The following is a 23,366-nucleotide window of genomic DNA, read 5'->3' on the forward strand; positions in this document are numbered from 1 at the left end:
AAATCGCATTCTAACGCCCTAATCCTATCTTGTTTTGAGTACCCATCTGGATACTGCATAAAGCTGGACTTGTAGCAAAATTACAAGTGTAAGTCGCTAAAGATTCTTTTTGATAATTAAATACCCGCATATTGTAACCAAAGTTTCGTGCAGTGCTACCTAAACGATTGACAAAATCATAGCGTTGCACATAGTCTAATAAGCTCCAAATTTGCTGATTAACTATCAAATCAACTCGCGCAGGTTCTTTTTCAAAAGCTGGATATGCTATCCAATTATCCAATAGCTTTTTCTCAGCATTTTGTTGTGCCCACCATAAACTGGGAACGGTTAATTGTGCTGGGTTAATGGTGTTAGCCGTGATTATATAGTCTGTTGGCTTGGTCAATAAATCTAGTTCTAAAGGCGCGCTAGAAGGTGGCGGTATTGGGGATGTTTGTGCTAGTGAGGGCGAAACTATTAAAGCAGCGAGGCTAATAGTTAGTAGTAATGAAAATGATTTCTGACCGCACAATTTAGGTAGATGCATAACTGATACTAATTCATAATTCGTAATTCGTAATTCGTAATTCGTAATTCAAGGACAAGTCAAAATTCGCATATTTTAAAGTTTAATTGCAACAATGCGAATTCTTCGATAGTCTGCTATCCAATTTCCTTGTTGATACAGGGTTGGCTTCAGATATTGTTCCACGACGCGAATTACTTGTATTTGTTGCTCATCAGAAAGTCCTGTTAAAAAACTGCTGGCGAACATCCGAATCCAGTTTGCCATACCTGCTTCTGCTTCTGCTAAAGGTGTTGGACGAGGAAATAGGGCGCTATAGATGACATCAAAGCCTTGCTGTTCTAATAAGGTGGCGTATTCAGCAATACTAGGAAAATACCAAGGATTTCGGCCTTGTGTGGGTATATTAATTGCTTCTAAGGCGTTGGATAAAGCTGTGGCGATCGCTTGCACATTCCCTTTACCACCAAATTCGGCGACAAAACGCCCGCCTGGTTTTAGGGCTTGATGTATGGAAGCGATCGCGCTATCTGCTTGTTTCACCCAATGCAATACAGCGTTGGAAAACACAGCATCAAAAGGCTGTTCAAATTGAAAATTTGTCGCATCAGCAACATCAAAACGGATATGGGGATAGTTTTCTCTTGCCTTTTCAATCATCGCAGGTGCGCTATCAATTCCCCAGACTTGGGCACCAGTTTGGGCAATTTTTTCGGTGAGTTGTCCAGTACCACAACCGAGATCCAAAATTGATTCTCCTGGCTGGGGGTTGAGTAATTGCAACAAGTCCTCGCCATATTGCCAGACAAAGGCGTGTTTATCTTCATAAAGGGAAGTGTCCCAATTATTATTGAGTGTCGAAATATTATTCATAGCTGATTCGCTAATCCTCAACCATCGGCTTGAGGTTCATGAGTGCCTAATCACTACAGTAAAAAAGATTTTTAATCATGTCCAATATATATTTTTTGATTAACTAATATTTAAAAGATATGAGTTCAGGTAAGAGATGGAACTACGACACCTGCGCTACTTTGTCATCTTGGCAGAGGAACTGCACTTTGGGCGGGCGGCAGAACGCTTGCATATTGCCCAACCTCCCTTAAGTCAACAAATTCGTCAGCTAGAAGGGGAATTAGGTTTTGAACTGTTTCACCGCACGAAACGAAATGTGCAGTTAACTCAAGCGGGACAAGTGTTTTTGGGTGAAGTCCAGCAAATTATGAGGCAATTACAACAGGCAATCCAAGTTGGGCAGCAAACCAGTCGGGGCGAAATTGGACAGTTAGTAGTTGGCTTTGTCAGTTCAGCCGCGTATAATATTTTGCCAACTATTCTGCGAAAGTTTCGTAGTTTGGTTCCTGGTGTGAGCTTAGAGTTACACGAATTAACTACAGATCAACAGTTAGAGTGGTTACGAGAAGGTCGAATGGATGTGGGATTGCTGCGTCCACCTGTTGAAGAAAATAGATTTACTTGGGAAATAATTTTTGAAGAGTCGCTGATGGTGGCACTACCTGAAGCACATTTGCTTACCAATCAATCGGATGTGTGTTTGACATCACTTGCTACCGAACCGTTTATTTTATTTCCCAGAATATTAGCACCAGGACTCCACGACTTAATTATCAGTCTCTGCCAGCAAGCAGGTTTTAGTCCCAATGTTGCCCAGGAAGCTATCCAGATGCAAACAATTATCAGTTTAGTGGCAGGCGATATGGGTGTGGCGATCGTGCCAGCATCTTTACAAAATCTACAACGCACTGGGGTAGTTTATAAAACTGTGCAAGAATCTACCCCAAAGGTGGGCATGGCGATGATTTGGCGAAAAAACGAAACATCCCCAATTGTGCAGAGGTTTGTGGAAATAGTTAGACAAGTTGATCGGCAGTGTTAAATTTAAAAGCTTGTAACAATGATTACCGCAGTCCAGACACTCCCATAGGACCACGAGTTACGCCTAGCTGATTTTGTAGCTTCAACTCTCGCCAAAGTTGCGAACCTGTAATTTCACCTTGCAATAATTGGCTGTAGCAATGTATTGTTTTACTCACTTGCTCTGGTGTTTCATTCACAAATTCGATGCGGAAGTGAGTTAAACCAAGCTCTATGAGACGCTGCACGTACTCTGCTCCAGTTTGAGCAGTACCATTAAATACAGTATTACGGCAACCTACATCTGCTTTGACGACGTGTTCGCTACCAACGCGGTCTTTTAATTTCACTTCATGCTTTTCGCAAGGTCGTCCACAGTTAGTGTAGTCTGTTCCCTGAGAGAGGAAAGCACAAAATACACAGTGTTCCATATGGAACATTGGCATATGTTGATGGATTGTCACTTCAAACCACTGGGGCGGACAACTTGTAAGCAGGTCTTCTAGTTGAGTAATATTCAAATCGTAGGATGCGGTTAATCTTTCTAAACCAAAATCCTGCCGAAAGTAGTCTGCTGTTAAAGGGTTGGCAACGTTGAGCGAAAAATCTCCAATACAACGGTCTTGGGCAAAAAATTGCAGTTGGTCATAGTTCCGCACTAGATAGCCATCTGCTTTGCAGGCGCGTACTTGTTGCAAAATCCAATTTTCTCCAGGTTTAGTAATTCGGGGTGGTGCAACCCAGATTGTGGGGAGTGGGGAGTTAGGAGTTAAGAGTGCTGAGTTATGAGTTAAAAGTGAAGAATTGTCTGCTTTGTTTTTTTGCTGTTGTTGGCGTACTAAGTGTACGGCTTCTTGGTAGGCGCGGGGATCTTCAAATTCGCAGTAGAGTATTTCAATACCAGCTTTGAGGGCGGCTTGGAGTTGCTTGAGATTTCGTACCAAAACGATGAGTGAAGGGGATGAAGAAGCCGCAAACTGGTAAAATTTCTCCGTGTCGCCGCGTCCCCGTGTCTCCATGTCCTCTTCTTTGGCGGATGAGGAGGGGAGTAAGTCTTGGAAGGAGACATTAGGACGTAATTGCCAACGTTTTGGTTGACTTCGCAATTCCTCCAATTGTGTCACGATGTCACGCCGCATCCGGTTTAATTCACTTACGGGTAGCATGATGGCATCACTGAGGTGGTTGGTTAGGGTTCCCAAACAAAAGGGAGTGTTACCAAGACGACCGAATTGTTCTTGTAAACGGCCTGTATCGAGAGGTTTGGTGTGCGCTTCTACTAGTGAAATTGCAGACTCCACTTGGACAATATTACCAAGTCGATCGCGGGCGATCGCAATCAATGGCTGACCAACTTCTCCATAAATCTCCAAGTCAATCGGACGCTGAAATTGTGGGTTTTCGCCAGCAAAACTTTGACGCAGTTGCTTATCAAGTTCCGGGTCACTGGTTTTCCAAACTTTATCGCCCACATACACTCGACGTAAGTTCAAATCATTTCTACCAAAGGTCAACAAAGTTTCCTTACCTTTGGATACCACCCCATACACCCGTCCACCTTGTTCCTTCGCCTCTGGGTGACCGCAGTCAAACACAATTCCATCTCCCGGTTTAACAGGCGCTTCCAATTTGATTGCTATCTGTTCGTTGTGGATGCGAGTAACTTCACCTAAATAAACGCCGCGTTTTTTACCGAAACGCGCATGAACTAGTTCCTGATTATTAATTCCACTAAACCAGCCGGTGTATAGTCCGCGAGAAAATGCCATCTCTAAGTTGTAGTGTTCTTGATTTGCCCGTTGTTGATTAAGCGGAAGATCCCCCCAACCCCCCTTAACAAGGGGGGCTATGTTCCCCCCTTTTGAAGGGGGGCTAGGGGGGATCTCCTCCATCACCCGATCCAAGGCTTGGCGATAAACACGGGTGACATTAGCAACATACTCTGGAGCTTTCAGACGACCTTCGATTTTGAGAGAAGTTACCCCTGATTTCACCAAATCCGGCAAAACATCCAACCCAGCTAAGTCTTGAGGACTGAGTAAATATTTGCGTTCGCCTAAATCTACAATTTGACCATCAGCGATTAAATCATAGGGCATCCGGCAAGCTTGGGCACATTCACCTCGGTTTGCAGAACGTCCGCCTAAAGCTTCACTAGTCAAACACTGACCGGAATACGCCACGCACAAAGCACCGTGAACGAAGACTTCCAAAGGTAGCGAAGTTTGCTGTTGGGCAATCTGCTGCTGAATTTTATTGATTTCTTTGAGAGAACATTCACGCGCCAACACTACCAATTGACAGCCAAGGGATTTGGCAAATTCCACTCCAGCTGCACTAGTGATAGTCATTTGCGTGGAAGCATGGATGGGAAAATCAGGCGAAAGGTGACGGATGAGACGACATATTCCGATATCTTGAACAATCACCGCATCCACACCCGCTGCAATAATCGTGCGGATATATTGTTGTGCTTCTGCTAGTTCTTTAGGAAATATTAGTGTATTTACGGTGACATAACCCTTTACACCCCGAAGATGCAGAAATTTCATCAAGGTGGGTAAGTCTGCTTCTGTGAAATTTTGTGCCCGCATTCTGGCGTTGAAGCGATCTAAACCGAAGTAAATTGCATCCGCCCCATTTTCTACAGCAGCTTTAGCACATTCCCAATTACCTGCTGGCGCAAGTAGTTCGGGACGTTGAAGGGAGAGTGGAGAAAGGGAGCGATCGCTTTTCATGTTTACTTGGGGTTAAGTAGCACCATAGCGATCTTACCTAAGTTGATGGGGGATGGTGGGGCGATCGCATCCTTAACTTAAGAGAACCGATACACCAAGATTATTCCTGGGAATACTCAGATTAAGTCTATTTTGACAACAACTATGGTTAATCCATTTACCCAGCGACCAGAACCACATTTGTTTAAGGGAGGAGATGCGTACAGGTTTTCAAAATGTTGTAGAAGAAGTTAAAGATTTAGAAGCTCGTAGGTGCAGAGAAGAGTTTCAGGCTCGAACTTTTCTACTACTCAAAACCTATGAACGATTTACCTATACAGTACCTGAATTACTAGAAGCAGATCCACTTATTCAAAGAGCCGAGGAATTAGAAGCTTGGCTGCGAACTCAACTTAATCGTATTGAAGTAGGCAAACCGGAAAGATTGCCACTAATGGTGGCTCTTGCCTTTAGTGTCAGAGCAAAAGCTGATGCCTTTGAAGCTAAAGGAGGAGATTATACAAGTTTTGCTATTAAAGATATTAGCCTACTAATAAATCAACTGTGTGACGAGGCTCGTGCATTCTGCGAGGGACAGAGTTTATATACTCTTGGAGTAGAAATGCCAGAAATACTTTACCAGTATGCTCTATTGAATCGTAGTCTACGTAAGGGACGTAATTTACAGAGACAAGTAGACTCTGAAGTGATTTTTTCGGCAGAGGAGGTAGCTTGGGATGATGGAATGCAAGAATTAAGAGAAATATTTAAACCTAACATTGAACATACTGAATTTATAGGTGGCAATCAAGTTATTAAGCTAAATACTATGGCAGACTACGATTGGTATATACGTTTTGCAAATCAAGATAGATCAACTTTTAATATTCACTCTCGTTCTTCAATAAAACTTTCTGATATTCTACGAAATATAGGTCATCCAGAACCTCAGACTGGAGGAATTGGAAAAACTACACTCAATACTCTTATGTCTTTTGCTCTACCTAAAAGAGTCAATAAGATTTCACATATTATACAAGCAGAGTTTAAGCTAGAGACTTCCCCTAAATTTCTTGTGGCGTCAAACTGATTTTTAGTCTTAGGGGTAATAAATTTTTTTACCCCAATCCCTCAACATCAGCACTTTCCCCTTCCGACTCAACAAGCTCAAAGTTTACCTTGTTATATAAATCCTGCAAAGAAATCTCAAAGGTTACGGTTGTAAGAGCGATCGCTTCATCTTCTTCATCATATTCACGAAGCGTCCATTGCTTTTTTCCAGTTTTAGAAAATTGCTCTACACGAATTCGAGTTTGGTCAATTAATAGATATTCTTGAAAGGTATAAATAGTCCGGTAAGCTTCAAATTTATCTTGGCGATCGTAGTTTTTAGTGGATTTAGACAAAACCTCAACAATAACTTGGGGATTTGTAATAATATCTGTACGGTTGTTGAAAAATTCTGGTTCACCAGCTATTACTGTCACATCCGGATACGTATAGATACGCTTTTGCTGTATACATAGACGCATATCGCTATTAAACACTTCGTATTCTTGTTGTCTGAACGCGAAGTTTAACACAGCATAGAAATTACCAGCTATCCGATTGTGATTTATTGTTCCACCCGCCATAGGAATTATTTGCCCGTCAATATATTCACTTTTGTAGTTAGCAGCTTCTTCTAGCTCTAAATATTCCTCTGGGGTATAGTATCGCTGTTGTGTTATTTGCATAGCTCTATGGGGGTAACAATGTTTAACGATACGGAGCGTCTAGGCACTAAAGATATTTTATCCATGTTTACCGAACGGGTTAACAGGTTAGATAGAGGTTTTATGTTCGCTATCTTAATTCGCTAAGTACAATATTTCATTAATTCCTAGTGAAATAAATTAGGCAAAACTCTGCGTCACTTTGCGTTTACTTTGCGTTCCTCTGCGTTTAAAAACATTATGAGTTTACACAAAACTGTACTACCTTACTCACTTCAAAAAGCCTGCTAACCCCTTTCCTATTGATAACCGGCAGCTTGCAACAAAAACAATTTGGCATAACGTCCCCCTAGTTGTAACAGTTCTTCGTGAGTTCCTTGTTCTATAACTTCCCCATTTTCTATTACTAGAATTTTGTCAGCCATTCGTACCGTAGAAAAGCGATGGGAAATCAAAAGTACCATCTGATTTTGAGTAATAGCGCGGAAATGATTGAAAATCTCAAACTCAGCTTGGGCATCTATAGCTGATGTTGGTTCATCTAACACCAAGATATCTGCTTGCGATCGCATAAAAGCACGAGACAGAGCAATTTTCTGCCATTGTCCCCCAGAAAGTTCCTGTCCTCCCTTAAACCAACGGCCGAGTTGAGTCTGGAAACTTTGGGGTAATTGGTCGATAAAAGATTGCGCCATACCTTTTTGAGCAGCAGTTTCCCAAAGAGTTTCATTTTCGAGATGTTCTACATCACCGACGCCAATATTCTCACCCACAGTAAATTGATAGCGGACAAAGTTCTGAAAAATTACACCAATGCGACGCCGCAACACATCCACATCCCATTCTTGCAAGTCCAAACCATCTAAGAAAATTCGCCCAGAGTCAGGGGTGTAAAGCCGGGTAAGTAGTTTGATTAAGGTAGTCTTACCGGAACCGTTTTCACCTACAATTGCTAGTTTCTCTCTCGGTTTCAAGTGCAGCGAAATGTTTCTCAATGCTGGCTTGGAACTTCCCGGATAAGTAAATGATACGTTCTCGAAACGGATACCATCTTGGGGATTTAAACCAACGGTTGCCTTACCCCAAGACTTTGGTACTTTCTCTTCCAGAAAATCATAGAGATTTGATAGATATAGGTTATCCTCATACATCCCTCCAATAGAAGTCAGGGCATTGGAGAAAGTAGACTGTCCTTGGCGAAACACAGTGAGATACATTGTCATGTCTCCCAAGGATATCTTGCCTTGTACTGTTTCCAGCACAATCCAAGCATAAGCTACGTAAAAAGCGCCAGTACTGACTAAACTCAGCAAATACCCCCACAATCCTCGCCGGAGAGTCAAATCGCGGTCTTCGCCATAAAGTTGCTCGAACAGGTTGCGGTAACGTCCTAGCAACATCTGTCCGAGTTGGTAGAGTTTGACTTCTGTGACAAAATCTTCTCTGGCTAGCAGATTTTCTAAGTAGTGCTGTTGACGGGTTTCTGATGCACGCCAACTAAACAAACGAAAGGCTTCTCCAGCAAACTTTGTTTCGGCAATAAATACAGGTATGGCAGCCAAAATCAGCATTAGCACCGCCCAAACTGAGAAATTTACTAGCAAAATACCGTATGTGAACAGGGAAAGGGCATTTTGCACTAAGCCAAAGGTGCGGTTTACTAAGGAAAGGGGACGAACTGATGCTTCTCGTCGAGCATTGGTCAATTTGTCATAAAATTCTGAGTCTTCAAACTGCCTAAGATCCAGTGTCAGCGCCTTTTCTAAGATGAGTACATTCACTCGCTGACCCAATAGCGCCCGCAATAACGACTGACAAATAGTGATTCCGCGTTGACTACCTGCTAGTAAAATTACAGCGATCGCTTCTAATCCTACATACAACAAAGCAGGATAAATATTAACAGAACCATTGCTGTCTGAGCTAACCTGAGAGGCAAATACTACTGCATCAACAATTAACTTACTTATGTAAGAGATCGCTGCCGGTAAAATACCAGCCACTAAAGTTAAACTAGCCAGAAAAATAGTAAGCGATCGGCTAGTAGTCCATACTAAGCTTATAGCCCGTCCACTGTACCGGAAAACCGTCAGTGATTGGCGTAGTATATTTCTTTTTTTTTAATCTTCATCTTTACTTGCCGCGAGATACCCCAGTGCAGCGGATCTTCCTGACTTTATTTAATCTTTATAAATTTTAGCAAAAAAGAACTCAGAACTCAGGCGCTACAATGACGAGTGGGCGACAGTTGACACCAGTGGCGTCTCACCCGCCCATGATTACGGGGGTGCAAGATGCCCACCCCACAAGATGGGATAATTTATTTCTTGGAAATCCCTTAACGAATATTCTGACTCCTGAATTTTAACTCCTGACTCATGTTTACATTTTTATCCCCACAATCTCCTACCTGCTTTCCCATTTAATCTTTGGTGAGCATCTTCCAATAAAGCTGGAATATCTAAATTTTCAGGACATCGGGGCAAACAGTCACCGCATTCGGTACAGCGATTAGCTTTCATTCCAGGGAACCAATGACCAGCGTTTTCAAACATTCCATAACGATATTGGCCATAGTCTTTCATGTCATAAGCTACTGCGAGGTTTCGTAACCGCAATACTTCTGGAATATTGATATTTTCTGGGCAAGGTAAACAAGCATAACACTGGCTGCATTTATCAATCCCCAAAGCAATTTTTTGCTGATTTTCTAATCGCTGGAATGCAGAAATTTCTTCTGGCGTAAGTTCAGTATCTCGGTCAGCAACTTGCAGAGGTTCGATTAATTCATCTGGGTTGGCCGGCCCAACGCTCAAGGTAGTAATACGGTTATCTAAAAGTAAAAATCGATAGTTTAATTCTAAGGGTGAATACGGCTGACACAGGTCTTTAAGGGTTTGGGATGGTGTGTAGAGGCGTCCTCCCTTATCAGCAGGGGAAATGATGAAAATTCCCATGTCTTTTTCGGCAGCTAGTTGAATCGCTGGGGCGTGGCGTTGGAAAAAATAATAATAATGCAAATTGACAAATTCAAAAAAGTCTGTATTAATTGCTGCCTGAATTAACTCTAATGTCCCGTGGGTCGAAAAACCAACGTGTCGAACTCGCCCATCAGCAACAGCTTCTTCGACAGCTTGCATACAGCCATTTTTAGCTTGTACCCATTCCAAATGTTGCCAAGTGTTTAAGCCATGAATGCCTAAGCAATCTACATAATCTGTTTGTAATTGTTCTAGGGATTCATCGATGCACCGACGCATGGTGTCGGAATCTCGTGTAAGTGGGATTTTGGTAGTGAGGTGCAGCTTCGTTCGGGGAACCGACAAACCAGCTTTTAGTGCCCTACCAAGATATTCCTGACTTTTGCCGTAACCTTTGGCAGTTTCTAGATGATTAATTCCTAAGGCTAAGGCTTGTTCGATGGTCTGCTGGGCATTTTCAAAATCAGCCAGGTAGCGCATTGTTCCCAAGGAAAAAACCGAGAGGCGCAAATTTGTTTTTCCAAAGCGTCGGTATTGCATCATTAAGAGAGTTAGAAGTTAACAGTTAGGAGTGAGGAGTTAGGAATTGAATAATGTAATTGATAACTCCTAACTCTTAACTCTTAACTCTTAACTTTTCTAACTGTCGCCATTGCCAAAGCGCTTGATCAAATCTTCAGGGCGGAGATTGGAAACAAATTCACGGAAGGCTTGCTGTTCGGCTTCATCTGCATCGCGGTCAACTGGGATAGAAGCATCAGCGATGACTTCTTCCATTACCCAAATCGGAGTATTTGTGCGGAGGGCAATGGCGATCGCATCGCTAGGACGGGCGTCGATTTCCTTTTTGACTTCACCTTGCTGGACAATTAAGGCAGCATAAAAGGTATCCTTTTGCAAGGAATGAATAATCACCTTCTCTAGAGTCATGTTCCAGGTCTCTAGAAGATTCACCATCAAATCGTGGGTTAAGGGTCTAGGAGGCTTCTGATTTTCCAGTGCGCCCATAATTGCCCTAGCTTGTTCTTGACCGATGTAAATTGGCAAAGCCCGCCGATCTGACGAATCTTTCAAAAGTACGATTGGGCTGCGGGTTATGGCATCTAATGCTATGCCAGCGACTTTCATTTCAATCATTGGCTAAGCCTCTACAATTTTTTGAGAGCCTTGGATGGTGTGTAACAAATAGTACTCTTGTCCAGGCGGTTTGGCGACAGTAATAAACATAAGCATTCGTTCTCTATAATTGCTTCTATTAAACTCCGAACTTGTGGTGTACACCAGAGTAATTCAAATGGGTCTGCTTAAACAATAAGCTTCTTACCCAAGTATGCCTCGTGAAGGATGATAATGTGTTAATATTCCCCATATAAAAAAAGTCAGAAAATATACTCAGATATTCTCAATTTCTGTGACAATTACTAATTAATTTCTGCCAAAATTAGGCAATAAATAGAGTTAGTTTGGCAAAAAAGCGGTGTTTACAGGATTAATCCAAGCTTTAGGAACGATGAAACCCTTAGGGGGCGATTCTTGGCAAATTACTTGTGTTAGCCAATCGGGTGAAGTAATTATGCAAGATTTGGCTTATGGTGACAGTGTTGCGGTGGACGGCGTTTGTTTGACGGTGGAAAAAGTTTTAAAGGATGGCTTTATCGCCACTGCTTCACCGGAAACCCTACGTCGCACAACTTTGGGAGGTGAGCAAACCCAACAGAGATATGTCAATTTAGAAGCGTCCCTCAGAGTTGGCAGCAAAGTCGGGGGTCATTTTGTTATGGGTCATGTAGATGGCATCGGGCGATTGTTAATGGCAGAACAAACAGCGACTTCTTGGGAAATGACCTTTAGTGCATCAGAGGCGATCGCACGCTACATTGTCCCCAAAGGTAGCATCGCCGTCAATGGCATTAGTCTCACAGTCGCCACATATGAGCCAGAATTTTCTCAATTCAAGGTGGCGGTGATTCCTCTCACCTATGCTGAGACAAATCTTCGCTATTTGACTCCTGGTAGTTTAGTCAATTTAGAAGGAGATATTCTCGGCAAATATGTGGAAAAATTCCTTTATTCTGGCAAACCACACACCACAGACCCTGATAATAATAGTATAAACGACATTACACCCGCATTCTTAGCAGAACACGGGTATTTGTAGTTGGGTAGTGGGCATGGGGCATTGGGCATTGGGAGGTGTGGGAGGTGTGGGAGGTGTGGGAGGATGGGGAAGAAATCTTTCCCCCCACACTCCCCACACTCCCCCATCTCCCCAGTCCCCAGTCCCCAATCCCCAGTCCCCAGTTAGCTCCCTGGTTGCTGGCTTACCTGGGCAGTTCGCAGGGATTGAAGTAACTGGGCCAGGCCGCTTTGTAATTCTACGCCTGGATCAGCAGCAACCCACCCATTAGGTGTGAGGTGGCGGACTTCAAAGTGCAGGTGAGGGCCTGTAGAGTTACCTGTACTGCCAACTCGGCCGATCATAGTCCCTGCTTGTACCCACTGGCCGGGTTGAACAAAGATTTCTGACATGTGACCGTAGAGAGTTTGTTCAGCAGATTTGTGACTGAGGATAACAGTTAAACCATAACCACCCACCCAGTTAGCAGTTTCCACGCTTCCAGAAGCAGCAGCCAAAACTGGGGTTCCCGTAGGCGCACCCAAGTCTGTACCAGCATGGAAGCGTTGGTTACCTGTGATGGGATGAATTCGCCAACCAAACACAGAAGTAATGGAAGCGGGAACTGACAGTGGGTACATCATTCCCGTACCGCCATAGGCGATTCTCGGACTGTAGGGAATTTGCGGCAATACTGATGCCAGGGAGAAGTCGTAACTTACGCTGCTGGGGCGGGGTGCTATGTTGCCATCTGCCATTGGTGGCGGTAAAGTACCACCACTGGGGGCAATGGGAGTCGCACTCACCTTGGTGGTGCCAAAATCGCTGGGACTAGGAATAAATCGATTCTGGCGGAATCCAGTCTTATTGTCACTACTAGAAACACTTTGAACAGCACGCCATCTGCCATTGTTACCAGCGCTTGCCACTTGTCGCACTGGTGGAACTACTGGCAACTGAGCGTTTTGACTTCTGCTAAGCCAACTAGGTGCTGATTTTCCATTAGAATTGGCTACACGCCCAGTTTGGGGTGCTTTAGCACAAACCCCACCAGATACGTTTTGCCCTGAAGGCAAAGTGGCTCGGCAACCACTAGAACGTTCTGTGAGGATTACGGAACTTGGTGCTTGATAAGTGCCCGTTGCGCCGGTATCATAACTATTGGGGTCAATATAGGCGTTATTATAATCCTTGGCCTTCTCCATCGCCGCCCTGACAGCGCTATTTGAGTTGTTTGCTGGTTGAGCAACTTCTGGGAGTTTTGCAGGTAAGGAACGGGGAGCAGTATTAGGTTTTTCTTGTCGCACCCTTGCAGGAGCAATCTGGGACGTTTCTGGTTTGGGCTGAGACTGTCTGATAATAACAACGGGTTCAGCAGCTTCGATTTTAGGCTGAGACTGCCGAATTGGCTGTTTTGATTGAGCAACTTCTGGCTTGCGTAATCTCTGCCTGAGTCTGGTTCGCCGTTGAGCAAAGTCTGGCTGTGTTTGAGCTGTTTCGGGCGCAACAGTCTGTTTTTTCACTGGGTTTGTAAAAACCACTGCTGGCTGGGAACTTTCAACAGTGGGAACGATGTTGTCTATTTGTGTTTCCGTTTGGGCAGACACGAAGCCGCCGCTTAGGAGACTGACGCTGCTTAGCCAACAGAGACTCTGTGCTGGTAGCGTCGAGGCAAAACGTTTTTTTGTCACACCTCGCTGCCATAAGTAGTGCAAACGATGATGGGCAGAATTTTTGCGCTGCGTCATTTGTTCTCTCAGTTGTGTGTAATTAGCCTAAAGAGATGATGCTAGTGGTTTGTCTTGCCCAAAGAGCGAAATTTTGAACAAACCTGAAATTTAAACGGAAGATTTATGGTATCCCAAACTGATTGTACCGGGTTCAATATAAATTTCCGGTGTCATTAGTTCTTTTGTCCCATAATTTTCTAAATCAATTCGTAAATTTCCTTGGGGAGTCACACCGACTACAGTACCTGAAAGATTATTGACATACACCTTATCGCCCATGTTTGTAAGCAAATTTAAATAGCGAGATAAGAGTATGTTTATTCCTTCTTCCAAGAGGCACTGCATACCGGATTCTATTCCTACTAAAACCGTAGAAGCGAGCATTTCTAAACAAGAAATTGGTCTGGAATTTTGGGAAGCTTGCCACGATTCCAGATTAATTCCTGTTTCTGGTACTGGGTTTATCCAGTTAATGCCAACACCAATTACTGCTTGTGTAATTTGTGCTTTATTTACTTTAGTTTCTGTCAAAATGCCGCCTAGCTTGCGACCGTTTAAAACTAAATCATTGGGCCATTTTATCCCAACATCCACATTGTGCTGGCGCAATTGAGACGCAATTCCCCAAGCACTAGCAAAAGTTAGCTGGTAGCTGTCAGTAGCTTGTATTTTGTGGTCAAAAGAAATCGCCAGCGAAAGATACAATCCCCCGACTGGAGAAATCCATTGGCGTCCCCATTGCCCCCGTCCCGCACTCTGTGAAGTGGCAATTACTACTGTTCCTGAAGTCGCCCCAAGGTTTAGCATGTCCCAGAGGGTTTGATTTGTTGAAGAGACACTTTCAAAAAAGTGTGGGGAAAATGTTAAATATGGATACTTTCGCCCTGTTTTCAAGGCTACTTCTAAATTTTGCAGATTAAATTCCACAGCAGTAACCTAAATGGCCTTGTTCAAGTTAGCATTAATTGGCTGATGAGTGATTTTCTCTTTAGGTTTGGTTGATGATGCACACTTGGCACTGGCGCAATTGGGAAGGACTGCCCTATTTGACTTGCAGTATTCTGGAAAACTGGCATCACGGTTTCTTTACCCAGCAGTTTTGGCCGCGATCGCCACAAGATCTCACACTCATACTCGAACCAAAGGCATCAGTCTATCGCTTAAAGCAGGTACATGGCAATACTGTTCTCACCCCCCAAGAAATCGCTACTAGCACTCTTGAAGATGGTTTAGCTTCGGCAGATGCTTTAATTAGCGAACAGCCTCTACAAGCTGTTTGGGTTGCTAGTGCAGATTGTACGCCCCTGCTGATTGGGGACGTGAAAACAGGACAAGTGGCAGCAATACACGCTGGCTGGCGGGGTACTGCCAAGAAGATTGTCCCCCAAGCCATCGCCCGATTCAAATCCCAAGGCAGTAAACTTGATGATTTGCGTATTGCAATGGGGCCGGCGATCGCAGGTGAAGTTTACCAAGTTTCTCTTGAGGTAGCTGCTGAGATCGGAGCCAGCATTATACCACATAATGACGAACAAAAAATTGTCCAAGCATTACAAAATCTGCCAAATTCACCTTTATTAGCAGACCCCAACCCTGGAAAGGTAAAAGTTGATGTGCGGCGAGTAAATGTTTTACAGCTGGAAAGTTTGGGAATTAGTGGAGAACAAATTGCGATCGCTCCTTATTGTACTTTCCAAACTCCAGAACATTTCTTTTCTTATCGTCGGGAACAGGAGAAAAAGGTGCAGTGGTCAGGAATTGTCAGCGGTAAAATCAGTCGATAGCCGATATCCCAATACAGTTCAGATTAGACCAAAAAACTTGTAGAGACGGCGATTTATGAGCCAGCGCGTTGCGGAGCGAGTGTGGTCTTGGGGGTTTCCCCCATGAACAACTCGCGTTGGGGTTCCCCCCGTTGTAGCGACTGGCGTCGCGTCTCGAAAACTATATCCTCATTACAGGATAGTTAGGATGTTCTGGATTCGGGATAAGTCGCTGATTTCTACAGTCCACGAGTAAATCTAACGTCTCAAGCGCCGTTTGTCCAATCAAAACTATATCCCCTGTAACCAATGTTGCTTCGGTAGTTTCCCGTCCGATCAACTCAATAATTACGGGTTCAGTTACGCCTATAGATTCTTCACTACCATTGGCGTATTGAGCAATCTGCTGTCCTCGAATTCTCAAGCCAAGTTGCTCGACAATAGACATGGGTAGCACAGTACGTACTGCCCCAGTATCCACTAATGCTTCAGTTTCATACACCCGCAGCATATTTGGATTGAGTATTCCCCGGCTGACAAGGGCTTCATCAATAGCATTGGTGAGCTTGACTGGGACTCGAACTGCACCCATAGGTTGATTATTGGCAGAATTGGCACGATTGAGATTTACCATAAGACAAAAGTTAACTTAAAGCTTCACTCAACAACTCACGGTGCATTAATGCTCTATCCACTAAAGATTGTATTTGCTCAGGTGATAACGGATCGCCATTAGCATAATGTTCCATCCAAGTTTTACCAATCAAATTGGTGTCATCTGGTAAAGTTGCTAAATCCCAGCCAGGTATCGCCAATTCTTCCATAAGACGATTGACTTTAGGATCGTAACTCAGAGCAAAACAGCGACAGCCTTCAGCAGCAGCCATAATTAAGCTGTGCAAACGCATTCCAATTGCCATTTCCACACCGCGAAACACACCTTTTAAAAGTTGCGGATCTTCCAGACACAAAATCTTGCTAACATCTGGAAGATGCGGTTGAATCGTTTGGGCAATACTTAAATCTTCACTTTTTTGGAATGGCAGTAGTAAGATAAACGCTTGCGTGGCTTTTTGAAAATCTACTAAAGCACGAGTCAAGTTAGCCAAACGTGCTTCTGTAAGTTGGGGATGCGATCGCAATGTTACGGCAACTCTCGGCGCAGGTAAATCCCAAAGTCCTGGTACTGGTTTAGATTCCAATGCCCAAACCGGGTCAGGAGCTATGATACAAGGAATTTGCCATTCAGATAATAAAGCAGCACTGGCGCGATCGCGGACACTGACTTTGGTACAATTTCTAAAAGTTTGCCTGGCTAAGAAGCGAGTTTGAGGACGCACCAAGGGGCCAATACCCTGCGCCCAAGCTACAGTTTTCAAACCGAAATTCTGTGCCAATGACATCAGTCCGCCATAATAAAATGGGCTAATAATACTGGTAACGTCTTGAATCAGACTACCACCACCCCAAATCAAGGCATCACAAGAGCGCAAAGCTTGGAGAACAGGTAAAACAGCCATGCGATTGTAAGTTTCTACATTGTAGCGATCGCGCGTTTCCTCTGGATTACCCGAAAGCACCACAGGCGTCACATCAGGTGGTAACATTTGCAAAAGCGTTGCCAACAAAGCTTCGTCACCACCATTACCTTTACCGTAATATCCAGATAATAACGCCCGCATCTTTGCCATTTTAGATTTTGGATTTTGGATTTTAGATTATCAACTTTATTGAGAACTCAGAACTCCTAACTCCTAACTCCTAACTCCTAACTCCTCCCCACTCCTAACTCCCCACTCCCCACTTCTATGCATGTTCTTTCGATTCCCACGTGGATTATTCATATTTCTAGCGTTATTGAGTGGATTATTGCCATTTGGTTAATTTGGACTTACGGCGAACTCACTCGTAACCGCAATTGGTGGGCATTGTCCCTTGCCATGTTACCAGCTTTGGTTAGTGCCATGTGTGCTTGTACCTGGCATTATTTCGACAATGCCGAATCTCTCGAATGGCTGGTAACGCTTCAGGCTACCATGACCTTAGTTGGTAACATTACACTTTGGGCGGCGGCGTTTTTGATTTGGCGTTCCACAAAGTCTACTAACACTGTTGCACTCCAACCTATTAAATCAAAGCAATGATGTCTAAAGAAACCCTGTTCGCGCTTTCATTGTTTCCCTATTTGGGTTTCTTGTGGTTTATCAGCCGCAGTCCACAAATGCCGCGTTTAGCGCTATATGGATTTTACGGTACTCTTGTATTTGTTTTCGTCACCATTCCCGCAGGAATTTATGCCGTACTGCATTATGGCAAGTCTCTAGCCAATGTAGATTGGTTACACGGTGGTGCAGAAGTATTTTTGACCCTTACGAACATCTTGATTGTTTTGGGTTTTCGGCAAGCAGTCAAGGAATTGAAAAATAGTGAGTAGGGCATGGGGCATGGGGCATAGGGCATGGAAGACGATAAGGGAGATTTAAAACTGAAAGTTGTGAGCTTCAGAGGCTCAAAGTTGGAGTTCAGAGGTTCAAAGTTCGAGTTCAAAACCTAAACGTTCGAGTTCAAAACCTCAACGTTCCAGTTCAAAACCTCAACGTTCCAGTTTAAAACCTCAACGTTTCAGTTCAAAACCTGAAAGTTCCAGTTCAAAACCTGAACGTTCGAGCTCAAAACCTGAAAGTTCCAGTTCAAAACCTGAACGTTCGAGTTCAAAACCTGAAAGTTCCAGTTCAAAACCTCAAAGTTTCAGTTCAAAACCTCAACGTTTCAGTTCAAAACCTCAAAGTTTCAGTTCAAAACATCAACTTTCCAGTTTAAAACCTCAACGTTCAAACTTATTTCCCAATGCCCCATGCCCAATACTTCGACTTGGCTCAGTACAAGTGCCCAATGCCCCATGCCCCATGCCCCATGCCCATTTTCAAACTGCATTGAGAGGAAAAAGTAAATGGATGTAATTCCAGCAATAGATTTACTAGAAGGTCATTGTGTGCGACTGTATCAGGGAGACTACGATCGCTCGCAAGTTTTTAGCGAAAACCCGGCTGATGTTGCTAAACAGTGGGTGGAACAGGGCGCTACAAGATTGCACGTTGTCGATCTAGATGGTGCAAAAGCAGGTAAAGTAGTAAATCTTCAAGCAATTGAAGCGATCGCTAAAGTGGTATCAGTGCCCATTGAAATTGGCGGAGGATTGCGCGATCGCACCAGCGTAGAACAAGTGTTTAATCTGGGCGTACAGTGGGCAATTCTCGGTACCATCGCCGTAGAAGAACCCCAGCTAGTGCAAGAACTCTGCCAAGAATTTCCCGAACAAATTATTATCGGTATTGACGCCCGTAATGGCCGTGTAGCTACTCGCGGTTGGTTAGAAACTTCAGAAGTTTTAGCAACCCAACTGGCTGTCACAATGCAAGAATTGGGCGCGGCAGCAATTATTTATACTGACATACACCGTGATGGTACTCTTTCAGGGCCGAATTTAGAAGCTTTGCGAGAACTAGCTGGTGCAATTTCCATACCAGTAATCGCTTCTGGTGGAGTTAGTTCTGTTACCGATTTGTTGAGTTTGCTGGCGTTAGAACCACAAGGCGTGACTGGTGTAATTGTCGGACGTGCTTTGTATACTGGGGATATTTTACTCAAAGAAGCATTACAAGCGATCGGCCCTGGGCGGATTCAGGATATTCCACCCGATTTCGGTTTTTCTAGTTTTGCTTGACATTTTCTGTATTTCCCAAAAAATCCATACACGTATTTGTCTTAAATAAAGGAGAATATGTTGAGGTGGAAACTAGCCCTACATTTGGGAAGTTACCTGTGATTGAGGGAATATTACAGTTTTTGCAACTCAGCTTGACACAAGGATCTAGTACAGCCCAACGGGCATTTAGGCAGTGGATACGTAAAGCATTAACACAATAATAAATCTCAAGTTTGGTTAAGTTAAGTATTGATCGATATAGTTTGGGTAGAACGAAATTTTTGATAATGATGCTAATTATACACTTGGCTCCATAAATTTCATGTTGCCATATTCTTGGGAAGCCTAGATACTTAAGTATTCAAGATTAAAGCGTGTAGTCAGTATTACTGGATAACATATTACTTTATCTATTTTGTCCAGCCAGAAAGCGATCGCTAACTTAATATATTAAGATTTGTATTTTTTCTGTTAAAAGTGAAGGCATACTACGCGAGTAACTTTATTTACTACATTTTTTGGAAAAAACTTAATTTTTCTGTGAGATATTTCTGTAATCGACAATACCCGTAATGTAGATAAAATTATAGTAGACTTCAAAGTTTAATATTATGGCTAGTCAAGATAAAAATTCCCATCAAGCATTTAATCAAACACAGGCTAATGGAACAAAGAACAAGAAGAAACTACAACCTCCCCCAGATATCAAAAAACCAAAGAAAACAGAATAAAAATTGTTAGACTTTGTTGTAGAGACTTAAATTTAATTAAGCCTCTACGCATAGATTATGTAATGATAAAGGTGTTATTCGCCAGAATCCAGAATGACTAGAAAATCTAGAGTGCCATAGGTTTTTAAATTTACTCAAATTATTCTGAATTCTGCATTCTGCATTCTGAATTCTCACTTATTTATTTTTCACTTGACTCTTTGCCTGTTCTAAAGCTATTTCTTTCATCGCCTGATACGAATTCACGTTAGAAGTACCTTCAATGGCTTTAACTGCCAAATCCTGAACTTGTTTAAGGGCAGATTCAAGTTGTTTAGAAAGATTTTGAATGCGTGCTTCTTGATTAGTAATAGTCTGTTCTAGAGATTGCAGTCTTTGTTCATAAAAGCGCTTTTGCCCTTCTACTTCCTTAGAATATAAATCTGATTTAACCTTAGCTTGGTAATAAGCAATACCTTTGCCTTCTTCTGTAGCTTTTTTGATGGCTGCTTCTTTTTCTTTCGGAAAAGCCTCTACTTTAGCTTTCAATTCTTCAAATTGTTTTTCTCGTTCAGAAATTGCTTTTTCCCGTTCAGCCCACTGTTTTTCTGTTTCTTGGAGTAATTCCTCTAGCTGCTTATATAATGCTTTTTGATGTTGTTCGTATTCATCATCGTCTAGCTGTCGTTGGAGTTCTAAATTATACTTATACTCTGCTGCATCGCGTTGGCGAGTTTTATTCAAGTTTTCATTCCGTTCTTTTATCGCCCGTTGATGTTCTTCTTGTTCTTTTCCCCAAGTATTTCTTTCATCTGCTATTTCTTGCAATAACACTTCAGCACGCTGGCTATATTCTTCCTGATAAGCTTTAGAATTATCTTCATAGGATTGGATAAGAGTATCCAAAATATTATCAGAAATTTCTAAATTATGTAACTGCTTTAATTGTTGAATTTCATCTTCTAAAGTTTGTCTAATTTCATCTAATTTAGAAGCTTTAGTTGTTAATTGTTCGGATAACTCATTAGCAGCGCTACCAAAACCTAATTGAATTTTTGCTAAGCTTTCAATTGTATTATTCATCTTTTGTTGGACACTAGAAAGCTGATTCATAGGTGTTTTTTGTTCTGTTTTAGGCTGTTCTTTAGTTACAGACTTGCTTTCTTTAGCAACTTGCTCAAGTTGCGATTTCAGCGCTGCTTGTTCTTTAGCTAACTCCTCATACGCCTGAAGAATCTCTACTTTAGTATTCTTCTCAGTCGGTTTTTTCACCACCACAACAAACCTCCTCTTCAGGAATTGAAAATTCAAAATGACTAAGACGCTACAAACTCAAACTATTTAGAACTAGAACTACCAAAAGCTCTCATAGCTAAGTCTTGTGCTTGTTTTAATGCAGTTTGCAATTGGGCAGAAATACCTTCTATCTGCTCAGTTTGTTTCTTGATTGTTTCTTCTAGAGATTGAATTTTTAATTCATAACTCTGTTTGTTAGATTCCCATTCTTTCTCAAATAAATCAGCCTCGATTTTGGCTTTTTGATTGGCTTCTTTAATTGCTTCTTCTCTAGCTTTCTTAACAGCTTCTTCTAGTTCATTAGGGAATGTGGCTACTTTTTGTTGATAATCTGCAAATAGCGGCTGATGTTTGGTGAGTATTTTTTCTCGTTCGTTCCAATCTTTCTCTTTGTTTTGAGAATTTTCTTGTATTTCTCTTTCTTGTTGACGCTTGATGGCATCGTAGCTGTCTGTATTAAGTTTACGAGTAGTTTCTAATTTATATTGATATTCTTCTTCTGCTTGCTTGCGTTCTTTGGCTAATAGCTCGTTATAGGCTTGCAGTTTTTCTTCATACTCTGCTTGCTCTTTCTGCCATTCTTTCCGCCTAAGAGCAATTTCTTTCTCTAGAGTTTCCTTTTTACTAATACTATCTTGTTCTAGGATTTTGAGTTTTTCTTGGTGTTCTTGGCTTAAAATATCTAGAGTATCAGCAACAACTCTAATTTGCTGAAGCTCCTGTAGGCGTTGCGTTTCAATTTCTATTGCTTGGTTTAATTCATCTAATTTGGAATTTTCCTGAGCTAATTTTTCAGATAATGCATTGAGAATACTGCCAAACTCTAGTTGTAAATCAGCTAAACCTTTGACAATACTATCAACTGTATATGCCGAAGCTGCTTGCAGAATTTCTTGACTTTTTGCCTTTTCTGCTTCCTCTTGTTTAGTTGCTATTTTAAATTCCAGCTTTTTCCTTTGGATAAGAATTTGTTGAAATGCTTGCATTAGTTGTTGTTTGCTGTCCTTGACTCCAACTGTAGTCATATTCCAACTCCGTTCAATAGGCAATAATTTATTGGGTAGCAAGCCATACCAATGACTACCCTATGCAGACATCAGAGTAGCCTTTACATCGTATTTTTAACGCAGTGTAAACACTGAAATAATCAACATCAGGCACTGAGGTATACTAAGAGTTATCCACAGTATTGTCTTTGGTTTTTCTAAGTATATTTTTCCCTTTGGGGCGCTTTAGTACTTTTGTACTAATAAATATACCCAAGGCAATTTGCCCTTGTCAAGAGAAAAATTGAAGCTATTTGACTAAAAAGACTATTGGCGGCTTCCAGGGGTAGCATTTTATAATCGTAATTAAGGATTTGTGGTAGATATAAATTTTTGTAAAGGAAATCTAAAAGAATTTACCCTAGTAGAAGCACAGTTGCACTCAGGCTAGATAATAGATGTGATCATCCTAATTGATACAAGCACAGTCCTAGACTTTTGTGATATCAATGTATACCAGTGAATCGACCAAGTATTCTGCAAGAACGGACATTGGACAAACCAGCCGAATTCTAGTAGTAGAAGATGAAGAACTAATCCAGGAAATGCTAGCTGTAGCCCTAGAAGAGGAAGGTTACGGGGTGATAACGGCACCCGATGGGCGGTCTGCTATTGAGTATCTCAAAAGTTTTGAAACCAACTCAGGAGAACTTCCCTTTGATTTGGTTATCCTTGATTTGATGCTGCCTCAAATCAATGGTTTAGATATTTGCCGTTTGCTGCGTCATCAAGGCAACCCAGTACCGATTTTAATGCTCAGTGCGAAGGGTAGCGAAACTGACCGCGTTTTGGGTTTGGAAGTGGGAGCAGATGACTACCTAACCAAACCCTTCAGTATGCGAGAATTAGTCGCTCGTTGTCGGGCTTTACTGCGGCGTCAACGCTTAAGTACTTTGCCACAGCTACCAGTCTTAAAATTCAAGGATGTGACCTTAAATCCCCAAGAATGTCGGGTGTTGGTTCGCGGTCAAGAGGTGAGTCTTTCTCCTAAAGAGTTTCGCCTGCTGGAACTATTTATGAGTTATGCCCGTCGGGTGTGGTCGCGGGAACAATTGCTAGACCAGGTTTGGGGCCCGGATTTTGTGGGGGATAGCAAAACTGTAGATGTTCACATCCGTTGGTTACGTGAAAAATTAGAGCAAGACCCCAGCCATCCGGAATATATTGTGACTGTACGAGGTTTTGGCTATAGGTTTGGATAAT

At 42.5% G+C, this 23,366-nt stretch carries 24 protein-coding genes; 11 read left to right on the top strand and 13 right to left on the bottom strand.

Translation table 11 applies throughout. The features are described from left to right. Positions 1 to 10: 10 nt before the first annotated feature. Together H6H03_RS04085 and H6H03_RS04090 are read right to left on the bottom strand one after the other, a co-directional pair. Positions 11 to 529 carry a hypothetical protein gene (locus tag H6H03_RS04085; protein ID WP_190953873.1) on the bottom strand — a complete coding sequence of 173 codons (519 nt, stop codon included), beginning with the start codon at positions 527 to 529 and terminating at the stop codon, positions 11 to 13. 75 nt (positions 530 to 604) lie between these two features. Next, positions 605 to 1,381: a class I SAM-dependent methyltransferase gene (locus H6H03_RS04090; RefSeq protein WP_190953874.1), complete on the bottom strand. Its 777-nt coding sequence runs from the start codon at positions 1,379 to 1,381 to the stop codon at positions 605 to 607. Positions 1,382 to 1,517: 136 nt separating this feature from the next. Between H6H03_RS04090 and H6H03_RS04095 the strand changes: the two genes are divergently transcribed. Beyond that, positions 1,518 to 2,405 (top strand): LysR family transcriptional regulator, encoded by an 888-nt coding sequence (locus tag H6H03_RS04095; protein ID WP_190953875.1) that lies wholly within the window; start codon positions 1,518 to 1,520, stop codon positions 2,403 to 2,405. A 22-nt stretch (positions 2,406 to 2,427) separates the two neighbouring features. Here H6H03_RS04095 and H6H03_RS04100 read toward each other — a convergent pair whose 3' ends face one another. After that, positions 2,428 to 5,121 carry a U32 family peptidase gene (locus H6H03_RS04100; protein ID WP_190953876.1) on the bottom strand — a complete coding sequence of 898 codons (2,694 nt, stop codon included), beginning with the start codon at positions 5,119 to 5,121 and terminating at the stop codon, positions 2,428 to 2,430. A 196-nt stretch (positions 5,122 to 5,317) separates the two neighbouring features. Here H6H03_RS04100 and H6H03_RS04105 point away from each other — a divergent pair, with 196 nt between their 5' ends. Beyond that, positions 5,318 to 6,190: a hypothetical protein gene (locus H6H03_RS04105; protein ID WP_190953877.1), complete on the top strand. Its 873-nt coding sequence runs from the start codon at positions 5,318 to 5,320 to the stop codon at positions 6,188 to 6,190. A 28-nt stretch (positions 6,191 to 6,218) separates the two neighbouring features. Here H6H03_RS04105 and H6H03_RS04110 read toward each other — a convergent pair whose 3' ends face one another. Both H6H03_RS04110 and H6H03_RS04115 read right to left on the bottom strand, forming a co-directional pair. Beyond that, positions 6,219 to 6,836, bottom strand: a complete 618-nt coding sequence (locus H6H03_RS04110; RefSeq protein WP_190953878.1) for a Uma2 family endonuclease — start codon at positions 6,834 to 6,836, stop codon at positions 6,219 to 6,221. A 278-nt stretch (positions 6,837 to 7,114) separates the two neighbouring features. After that, entirely contained in the window at positions 7,115 to 8,923 is a 1,809-nt protein-coding gene (locus H6H03_RS04115; protein ID WP_190954075.1) for an ABC transporter ATP-binding protein, read from the bottom strand. Between the two features lie 122 nt (positions 8,924 to 9,045). Here H6H03_RS04115 and H6H03_RS04120 point away from each other — a divergent pair, with 122 nt between their 5' ends. Beyond that, positions 9,046 to 9,183, top strand: a complete 138-nt coding sequence (locus H6H03_RS04120; RefSeq protein ID WP_190953879.1) for a hypothetical protein — start codon at positions 9,046 to 9,048, stop codon at positions 9,181 to 9,183. Between the two features lie 22 nt (positions 9,184 to 9,205). On the opposite strand, the gene H6H03_RS04125 is transcribed toward H6H03_RS04120, so the two are convergent. Both H6H03_RS04125 and H6H03_RS04130 read right to left on the bottom strand, forming a co-directional pair. Next, positions 9,206 to 10,336 carry an aldo/keto reductase gene (locus tag H6H03_RS04125; protein ID WP_190954076.1) on the bottom strand — a complete coding sequence of 377 codons (1,131 nt, stop codon included), beginning with the start codon at positions 10,334 to 10,336 and terminating at the stop codon, positions 9,206 to 9,208. A 99-nt stretch (positions 10,337 to 10,435) separates the two neighbouring features. Further along, on the bottom strand, positions 10,436 to 10,933 hold the full coding sequence (locus tag H6H03_RS04130) for a bifunctional nuclease family protein (RefSeq protein WP_096536256.1): 498 nt from the start codon (positions 10,931 to 10,933) through the stop codon (positions 10,436 to 10,438). Between the two features lie 340 nt (positions 10,934 to 11,273). Here H6H03_RS04130 and H6H03_RS04135 point away from each other — a divergent pair, with 340 nt between their 5' ends. Next, complete coding sequence (locus H6H03_RS04135; protein ID WP_190953880.1) at positions 11,274 to 11,954, top strand: riboflavin synthase; 681 nt, start codon at positions 11,274 to 11,276, stop codon at positions 11,952 to 11,954. Between the two features lie 13 nt (positions 11,955 to 11,967). After that, positions 11,968 to 12,204: a hypothetical protein gene (locus H6H03_RS04140; protein ID WP_190953881.1), complete on the top strand. Its 237-nt coding sequence runs from the start codon at positions 11,968 to 11,970 to the stop codon at positions 12,202 to 12,204. On the opposite strand, the gene H6H03_RS04145 is transcribed toward H6H03_RS04140, so the two are convergent. Together H6H03_RS04145 and H6H03_RS04150 are read right to left on the bottom strand one after the other, a co-directional pair. Beyond that, the gene (locus tag H6H03_RS04145; RefSeq protein WP_190953882.1) at positions 12,098 to 13,660 is read right to left on the bottom strand and encodes a M23 family metallopeptidase; all 1,563 of its coding nucleotides are present in this window, start codon (positions 13,658 to 13,660) and stop codon (positions 12,098 to 12,100) included. The two genes, H6H03_RS04140 and H6H03_RS04145, sit on opposite strands and share 107 nt — an antisense overlap. Before the next feature lie 90 nt (positions 13,661 to 13,750). Next, positions 13,751 to 14,569, bottom strand: a complete 819-nt coding sequence (locus H6H03_RS04150) for a biotin--[acetyl-CoA-carboxylase] ligase (RefSeq protein WP_190953883.1) — start codon at positions 14,567 to 14,569, stop codon at positions 13,751 to 13,753. Positions 14,570 to 14,646: 77 nt separating this feature from the next. Between H6H03_RS04150 and pgeF the strand changes: the two genes are divergently transcribed. Beyond that, complete coding sequence (gene pgeF / locus H6H03_RS04155) at positions 14,647 to 15,426, top strand: peptidoglycan editing factor PgeF (protein WP_190954077.1); 780 nt, start codon at positions 14,647 to 14,649, stop codon at positions 15,424 to 15,426. Between the two features lie 160 nt (positions 15,427 to 15,586). Here the strand turns inward: pgeF and H6H03_RS04160 are convergent, their stop codons facing one another. Both H6H03_RS04160 and csaB read right to left on the bottom strand, forming a co-directional pair. Beyond that, entirely contained in the window at positions 15,587 to 16,039 is a 453-nt protein-coding gene (locus tag H6H03_RS04160) for a retroviral-like aspartic protease family protein (protein WP_190953884.1), read from the bottom strand. A gap of 10 nt (positions 16,040 to 16,049) precedes the next feature. Then, positions 16,050 to 17,087, bottom strand: a complete 1,038-nt coding sequence (gene csaB, locus H6H03_RS04165) for a polysaccharide pyruvyl transferase CsaB (protein ID WP_190954078.1) — start codon at positions 17,085 to 17,087, stop codon at positions 16,050 to 16,052. 126 nt (positions 17,088 to 17,213) lie between these two features. Here csaB and H6H03_RS04170 point away from each other — a divergent pair, with 126 nt between their 5' ends. The 4 genes from H6H03_RS04170 (at position 17,214) to H6H03_RS04185 (ending at position 19,332) form a co-directional block, all read left to right on the top strand. Continuing rightward, positions 17,214 to 17,549, top strand: coding sequence for a DUF2499 domain-containing protein (locus tag H6H03_RS04170; protein WP_190953885.1), 336 nt, complete (start codon positions 17,214 to 17,216; stop codon positions 17,547 to 17,549). Further along, a complete protein-coding gene (locus H6H03_RS04175) occupies positions 17,546 to 17,839 on the top strand; it encodes a DUF3593 domain-containing protein (RefSeq protein WP_190953886.1) in 294 nt (97 codons plus the stop codon). Before H6H03_RS04170 ends, H6H03_RS04175 begins: the two co-directional genes overlap by 4 nt. A gap of 516 nt (positions 17,840 to 18,355) precedes the next feature. Then, a complete protein-coding gene (hisA, locus tag H6H03_RS04180; protein ID WP_190953887.1) occupies positions 18,356 to 19,129 on the top strand; it encodes a 1-(5-phosphoribosyl)-5-[(5-phosphoribosylamino)methylideneamino]imidazole-4-carboxamide isomerase in 774 nt (257 codons plus the stop codon). Between the two features lie 65 nt (positions 19,130 to 19,194). Beyond that, the gene (locus H6H03_RS04185) at positions 19,195 to 19,332 is read left to right on the top strand and encodes a hypothetical protein (protein WP_190953888.1); all 138 of its coding nucleotides are present in this window, start codon (positions 19,195 to 19,197) and stop codon (positions 19,330 to 19,332) included. Between the two features lie 687 nt (positions 19,333 to 20,019). Here the strand turns inward: H6H03_RS04185 and H6H03_RS04190 are convergent. Both H6H03_RS04190 and H6H03_RS04195 read right to left on the bottom strand, forming a co-directional pair. Continuing rightward, entirely contained in the window at positions 20,020 to 21,099 is a 1,080-nt protein-coding gene (locus H6H03_RS04190; RefSeq protein ID WP_190953889.1) for a hypothetical protein, read from the bottom strand. A gap of 59 nt (positions 21,100 to 21,158) precedes the next feature. Continuing rightward, a complete protein-coding gene (locus tag H6H03_RS04195; protein WP_190953890.1) occupies positions 21,159 to 22,142 on the bottom strand; it encodes a hypothetical protein in 984 nt (327 codons plus the stop codon). A 470-nt stretch (positions 22,143 to 22,612) separates the two neighbouring features. Here H6H03_RS04195 and H6H03_RS04200 point away from each other — a divergent pair, with 470 nt between their 5' ends. Then, complete coding sequence (locus H6H03_RS04200) at positions 22,613 to 23,365, top strand: winged helix-turn-helix domain-containing protein (RefSeq protein ID WP_190953891.1); 753 nt, start codon at positions 22,613 to 22,615, stop codon at positions 23,363 to 23,365. The last annotated feature ends 1 nt before the right edge of the window (position 23,366 follow it).

This window comes from Nostoc paludosum FACHB-159 (assembly GCF_014698835.1).
In the GTDB taxonomy this organism is placed as follows: domain Bacteria; phylum Cyanobacteriota; class Cyanobacteriia; order Cyanobacteriales; family Nostocaceae; genus Nostoc; species Nostoc paludosum.